This window comes from Microcystis sp. M_QC_C_20170808_M3Col, from assembly GCF_007095505.1.
Lineage (GTDB): Bacteria > Cyanobacteriota > Cyanobacteriia > Cyanobacteriales > Microcystaceae > Microcystis.
The window spans coordinates 1-5,270 of the sequence record NZ_SFBY01000324.1 but is presented as its reverse complement, the minus strand read 5'-3'; the positions used below and the strand labels follow the sequence as shown (position 1 = coordinate 5,270).

Genomic DNA, 5,270 nt, shown 5'->3' with positions numbered 1-5,270 from the left:
AGTAAAAACATTTTGGCCGCAGGACTTGCGGTGTCAGTCTGTAGAGCGACCATAAGACCAGAACAGAGTAAAACTGTTAAGGCAGGTGCGGAACCCCGCAAGGGAAAGAAGCAGAAACCCAAATCGTGAGGTTTGGGAATCACCGTCCGTTTTACGGCGGTGAGGATGTCAACTCCGGACGACCAGCTACTGTTCCGGCGTTCCGACGTTGCCCAAAACCAGAGACTTCCTACCGCACCATTAAGATAACTGCTAGATTAGCTGACCAATTTTGTTTAGCTGTTAATTTTTGTAAAAAAAAACTCGTCTGTATCCTATTGTACAGCTAGACTAAAAATAGCTAAAAAAAGCAGTTAGATCGGCAAGAGGGAAAAGGTAAAAACCCTGACTGGAAGATGACGGGTAAATACGCAAATAATCCTGAATTACCGCTCTAAAATTGGCTTTACCGACAGCGAGAGGCCAGATTAATCAGGGAAATATCGTCAGATAAACTAATCAATATAGCTTCTTAGGTGTCTGGGAGTGAAAAAGACAGAGAACGGAGTCTTTCTAGTTTCTATAACTGCACTAATCAGAGACCTAGAACTTAGCTCTAAACCGACAACTAAATTATCAGGAGAATTGGGGTTATGCTGACTCTACACACGCTGACCAATGATAGTATCTCTTGTCCCTTGTCCGATCGCGTGGAGAACGTCAATTTCCACTACGAATTAGAACATCAAATTCATCCCACCTACGGCCTCGAAAACCTAGGCATGAAAAATCTCGGTCGCGTTTATCGCAATCTTTCCGTACCGCAATTAGTCGAACAGGCGATCGAACGTCATGAGGGCGTTTTAGCCGATAATGGGGCTTTAGTGGTGGAAACGGGTAAATATACCGGTCGTTCCCCCAAAGATAAATTCATTGTCAAAGAAGCCAATAGCGAAAAGGAAATCGACTGGAATCAGCATAATGCCCCGATTAGCGAGGAAAAATTCCAGCAGTTATACCGAAAAGTCCTCGCCTATGTGCAGGGAAAAGACCTATATATCTTCGATGGTTACGTCGGGTCCGATCCTAATTATCGCTTTGGCGTGCGCGTCGTCACCGAAATCGCCTATCATAACCTCTTTGCCCATCAGTTATTCCTCCGGCCCAGTGCGATCGAACTAGCTGCCCATCAAACTGATTTTACCGTGATTGCCCTGCCGGGGTTACAGGGAGATCCCGAGGATGACGACCTGAACAGCGAAGCCTTTATCGTCCTCAACCTGGCCAAAAAAATCGTTCTCATCGGTGGCACTCGCTACGCTGGCGAAATCAAAAAATCCGTCTTCTCGATGATGAACTACCTGATGACCAAACAAGGGGTTTTACCGATGCACGGTGCCGCTAACATGAATAAACACGGTCATACAGCCCTCTTTTTCGGTCTTTCCGGTACGGGTAAAACCACCCTTTCCGCCGATCCTAAACGCAGCCTGATCGGTGATGATGAACACGGTTGGTCAGAAGACGGCATTTTTAACTTTGAAGGCGGTTGTTACGCTAAAACCATCCGTTTAAGTGCCGAATACGAACCCCAAATCTGGGCGGCGATTCAATTTGGCACTATTCTGGAAAACGTTATCCTTTCCGCCGATAATCGCCTTCCCGACTACGATGATGGACGTTTGACCGAAAACACCCGCGCCGCCTATCCCCTGCGTTATATCCCTAATTGTGCCGTATCTGGCATGGGAACCCACCCGAAAACTATTATCTTCTTAACTGCCGATGCTTTTGGGGTACTGCCACCAATCGCCAAATTAACCACGAACCAGGCGATGTATCATTTCCTCTCCGGTTATACTAGCAAATTAGCGGGAACGGAACGGGGAATCACCGCCCCACAGGTGACTTTTTCCAGTTGTTTCGGTCAATGTTTCTTCCCTCTGTCACCCCTCGTCTATGCCCAAATGTTAGGGGAACGTTTAGAACAACACCCCGAAACCTCCGTTTATCTGATTAATACTGGTTGGTCCGGCGGTCCTTATGGAGTCGGCGATCGCATTTCGATCAAACACACCCGCGCTATGGTTTCCGCTGCTTTAAATGGCGATTTAGAGGAAGTAGTTTTCCATCCTCATCCCATCTTTCAAGTTCTCGTCCCCGAAATTGTCCCCGGAGTTCCCAAAAAAATCCTCGACCCGCGACAAGCATGGCAAGATGGCGAATCCTACGACCTACAGGCGCGAGAATTGGCCCATCGTTTCGTGGAAAATTTCCGTCAATTTACCACTGCCTCCCAAGAAATAATTGCAGCCGGTCCAATTTGGGAATAACAACATCAAGGAATCGGTTATCAACTATCAGTTAAGGTGAGATTTTCTCAGAGTTTGATTGCCGTCGGGTGTATTGGGGCAGCCTAATACACCAGCAATACTGCTATCTATTGCCCATAGCTTGTCCGGCAAGATAACCAGTGGTCCAAGCGCTTTGAAAATTAAATCCCCCCGTGACTCCATCGATATCTAGTACTTCCCCGGCAAAATATAACCCCGGACAGATTTTACTTTCCATAGTTTTAAAATCCACTTCCTGAAGATTCACTCCCCCAGAGGTAACAAATTCCTCCTTAAACACCCCTTTTCCTTTGATTTGATATTCCCCTTGCTGTAATTCAATCATTAATCGATTGAGAGTATTTTTAGATAATTCTGCCCAGGGAGTTTCCGAGTTAACAGTCAAGTAACTTAATAAACTCTGCCAAAGACGCTTGGGTAACTGCTCAAAGGGACAATAATTAAAGAGTTTTCTTTTGGGATATTCACTTTTAGTTTGTAAGATAATTTCTCGCAATTTTTCAGGATGATAATCCTCCAACCAATTAATTATTAAAGGCATTCGGTAATGATGCTCGTGAAGTAACCGCGCTCCCCAAGCAGAAAGTTTTAAAATAGCCGGTCCACTAACTCCCCAATGGGTAATTAACAAGGGTCCGATTTGTTCTAATTTGCTTCCCCCAAGACGAACTCGCACTTTATCCACAGTAACCCCTAACAAATCTTTCAGACGAGGATCGGCAATTTGAAAGGTAAATAAAGAAGGGACAGGAGAGATTAGAGAATGACCTAAATCTTGAGCGGTGCGATAACCAAAAGGACTACTTCCCGTCGCAATTAACAGCTTATCTGCCCTAATTTGCTCATCTCTTTTTAATTCAATCAAAAAACTTTCTTCCTGTTTTTTTACCGATTTGACTGGGGAATTTAGCCTTAAATTAACCCCGGCAAAAGTCGCACTTTCCCGCAGACAATTAACAATAGTTTCAGAATTATCGGTGCTGGGAAACATTCGCCCATCCGCTTCTGTTTTGAGTTTTACCCCCCGCAATTCAAACCATTTAATAGTATCTTGGGGTTGAAACCGACTAAAAGCTCCCCGTAGTGCTTTGCCACCGTGAGGATAATAATTAACCAATTGAGAAACATCAAAACAATGATGGGTGACATTACAGCGTCCCCCTCCCGAAATCCGCACTTTCACCAGAGGTTCTTTTGCCGCTTCTAGGATAGTAACGCCAGCTTTTGGGTTAGATTCTGCCGCTTTAATTGCTCCAAAAAATCCCGCTGCCCCGCCACCAATTACGACTATTTGAGTCATATATCAAGGAAAAAGTTAAGTTTAAACCGCCAAAAATCGCTGAATGACTTCTTGACTTAATTCGCTCGTGAAACCGGAAGCAACAATTCCACCTTTTTGCATGGCGTAATATCGATCAGCTTGGCGGACAAAATGCAGGTGTTGTTCTACTAATAAAACGGCGATTCCTTTGCTGGCAACAATACGCCGCACCGCTGCTTCAATTTCGAGAATAATTGACGGTTGAATGCCTTCCGTGGGTTCATCTAAAATTAATAATTTCGGTTCCCCCACTAAGGCGCGAGCGATGGCTAATTGCTGTTGTTGTCCACCGCTTAAATCTCCTCCCATCCGCGATAACATTTTTTTTAAAACGGGAAACAAATCAAAGATTTCTTCGGAAATTGTGGCATTTTTTCTCCTTGTGGGTAAAGCTTCCAAACCGAGAATTAAATTCTCTTTTACCGTTAAACGGGGAATAATATCCCTCCCCTGCGGCACATAACCCAGTCCTAATCTGGCTCTTTGATCTGAGGTTTTATTAATTAGGTTTTGTTGCTCATAATTAATTGTTCCCGCTCGCGGTTTTAAGATACCCATCAAGGTTTTTAATAGGGTAGTTTTACCCACGCCATTACGTCCGATTAAACAGACCATTTCTCCCGCATTAATGTTAAGATCAACATTTCTTAAAATATGACTTTCTCCGTAGTAAACATTGAGATCAGATATGTGTAACATTGTCAACCCTTTTTAACTAATTTTAATTGTTTGACTTTTTATTCTTCCGAGGAACCCAGATAAACTTCAATAACTTTCGGATCATTTTGAATTTGCTCCATATTCCCCTCACATAGAACAGTTCCTTGGTGTAAAACCGTGACTTTGCGGGCAATTTGACGGACGAACTCCATATCGTGTTCAATGACAATAATTGAATGACTTTCCGCTAGATTTAATAACAAATTACCCACGTTTTCCGTTTCCTCATCGGTTAATCCTGCTACGGGTTCATCTACTAGCAGTAAATCTGGTGACTCGGCTACTAATTGGCCAATTTCTAGGCGTTGTTTTTCCCCGTGGGACAGTAAAGAAGCGGGTAAATCAGCTTTAGCAGTTAACCCGATAGTTTCCAATAAACCAATAACTTTTCTGCTATCTTCTAGCGGAAGACGACCGAAAAGAGTTGAGAAAACATTTTTATTACGGTTGCTAACTAAATCGAGATTTTCTCGGACAGTTAGATTTAAATATACCCTAGGAGTTTGGAATTTGCGACCAATACCCAAACGAGCGATCGCATATTCGGGAATTTTGCGGAGATCTCGACCTTTAAATAATACCCGTCCGATGGTGGGTTGCACTTTCCCCGTAATCACATCTAAAAAAGTGGTTTTTCCCGCACCATTGGGACCGATAATCACCCGCAATTCTCCCGTATCCATACTGAAATTAAGATTATTGAGAGCTTTAAAACCCCCAAAACTAACGGTAAGATTCTCGATTTCTAAGATTTTTCCAGTCATAATTTCTAAGAGGGAACAGGGTATAGGGGAAGTGGGGAAGTGGGGAAGTGGGGAAGTGGGGAAGTGGGGAAGTGGGGAAGTGGGGAAGTGGGGAAGTGGGGAAGTGGGGAAGTGGGGAAGTGGGGAAGTGGG

The 5,270-nt window shown here is 44.0% G+C and carries 4 protein-coding genes and 1 pseudogene; 2 read left to right on the top strand and 3 right to left on the bottom strand.

The genetic code is table 11. From position 1 onward, the window contains the following. Together EWV84_RS14875 and pckA are read left to right on the top strand one after the other, a co-directional pair. Positions 1-129: pseudogene (locus tag EWV84_RS14875) on the top strand (RNA-guided endonuclease TnpB family protein); the annotation flags it as partial. A 503-nt stretch (positions 130-632) separates the two neighbouring features. Further along, the gene (gene pckA / locus EWV84_RS14870; protein WP_287078614.1) at positions 633-2,312 is read left to right on the top strand and encodes a phosphoenolpyruvate carboxykinase (ATP); all 1,680 of its coding nucleotides are present in this window, start codon (positions 633-635) and stop codon (positions 2,310-2,312) included. Positions 2,313-2,415: 103 nt separating this feature from the next. Here the strand turns inward: pckA and EWV84_RS14865 are convergent, their stop codons facing one another. From EWV84_RS14865 to urtD, 3 genes are read right to left on the bottom strand one after another with little or no spacing between them, the layout of a single operon-like run. After that, the gene (locus EWV84_RS14865) at positions 2,416-3,633 is read right to left on the bottom strand and encodes a BaiN/RdsA family NAD(P)/FAD-dependent oxidoreductase (RefSeq protein ID WP_287078613.1); all 1,218 of its coding nucleotides are present in this window, start codon (positions 3,631-3,633) and stop codon (positions 2,416-2,418) included. A 21-nt stretch (positions 3,634-3,654) separates the two neighbouring features. After that, positions 3,655-4,353 carry an urea ABC transporter ATP-binding subunit UrtE gene (gene urtE, locus EWV84_RS14860; protein WP_287078612.1) on the bottom strand — a complete coding sequence of 233 codons (699 nt, stop codon included), beginning with the start codon at positions 4,351-4,353 and terminating at the stop codon, positions 3,655-3,657. Between the two features lie 38 nt (positions 4,354-4,391). Then, entirely contained in the window at positions 4,392-5,138 is a 747-nt protein-coding gene (urtD, locus tag EWV84_RS14855) for an urea ABC transporter ATP-binding protein UrtD (protein ID WP_287078611.1), read from the bottom strand. Between the last annotated feature and the right edge of the window lie 132 nt (positions 5,139-5,270).